This window comes from Methanococcoides methylutens, assembly GCF_000765475.1.
Classification (GTDB): Archaea; Halobacteriota; Methanosarcinia; order Methanosarcinales; family Methanosarcinaceae; genus Methanococcoides; species Methanococcoides methylutens.
On sequence record NZ_JRHO01000012.1, the window covers coordinates 1 to 1,280 of the forward strand.

At 35.0% G+C, this 1,280-nt stretch carries 1 protein-coding gene; it reads right to left on the bottom strand.

The window, feature by feature from the left end; all coding sequences use genetic code 11:
- Positions 1–55: 55 nt before the first annotated feature.
- Positions 56–1,177, bottom strand: a complete 1,122-nt coding sequence (locus LI82_RS06230) for a transposase (RefSeq protein ID WP_048194259.1) — start codon at positions 1,175–1,177, stop codon at positions 56–58.
- Between the last annotated feature and the right edge of the window lie 103 nt (positions 1,178–1,280).

Below are 1,280 nucleotides of genomic sequence, written 5' to 3' on the forward strand. Positions count from 1 at the left end.
TGAGATTATCAAATTAGTTCATAATTTTTCCCATTCTAATTTGATGACATTTCCCTCACACATAATTTGCAAATGAGTTCGTTTCTTTCACTCCATTTTGCAAATTTGTAGTTACAAGTAATTGATAGGCTATGAAATTCATAATCGAATAAAGTTTCTTACTACTATTTTTCATTCCTCTGATGTCAAATTTAACTGTCCACTTTATGTTCTTGTGCACTCTTTCACATTCTCCCCTATGTGAATATTCTTCATCAAATCCATCATCTTCAATGTTTTTGTTTCGTAAGTGCATACCAACCTGTTTTCCTCTGCCATTTTCATAAAGGAAACGAAGTTTTTCCTCAGATCCCATATGGATAGATCCACCAAGCTCCCACATCTTATTGACCCAGTGATCAATTCGTCCCATCGTTCCTTCATAGTTAATTTTAGAATCAGAAGAGTATGCAATAACTGGTTTTGCATTCAATTTGTACCAGATATCTGCATGATTCCTGAACGAATCATAACCTCCATCCAATGCATAAGTATCAATGTCGACTCCCATTTCCACCAATGTATCAATATGTTTCTTCAATTCAGGTGAATCATGTGCAGTTCCTTTTGTATGGGTCATGTAAATTGGAAGTGTTCCTATCATTGTGATGTGAGCTTTGTCCATCTTACAATTGTAATGAGGATTGTAATCCGCATACTTGTCATATCTTGATGCTTCAAGAGGAGTTGAATCTGTTTTTGCATCTCTTATCTTTGTAATCCTGGAAATCTTTTTTCCAATTTTGAACATTACTTCGTTGAGTCCAGCTTCTCCAAGCCTGTATTTTACAAAATGATGAAGTGTTGCAGGGGATGGAATATTCATAATGCCATTATTACCTTCAAAAGACAGAAGCTGCGCTTCTTCTTTTGTTAAGGTAGCTATTGTTTTCTCAAATGATAAGTTCCTATTACATTTCACAACGATGAGCTTTATCATTGACGAAACCTTATACCTAAAGTGCCAGTCCTTATCGGCATAATAGCTACTTTCAACATGAGAAGCAATGTCATCAATATCCAAGAAATACAAAAATTGGCATATTGATACGTTGTCTGTGTTCAGATAATTAGCAATTGAATCTCTGGTACAGATTCCGTCCGAAACATCGTAATAATATTTCATGGACTGGCACATTTTATGCCTTATAAATGTAGTGCATGAGCTATGCTCAGAGTAGTATCAGTAGTCTTGAAAAAAGAGTTACGCTTTTAAAGCGAAAAGCTAATTTGATGATCTC

Excerpts from the sequence above, each read along its gene's own strand:
- LI82_RS06230 (WP_048194259.1), bottom strand. The coding sequence starts at position 1,177 with ATGTGCCAGTCCATGAAATATTATTACGATGTTTCGGACGGAATCTGT.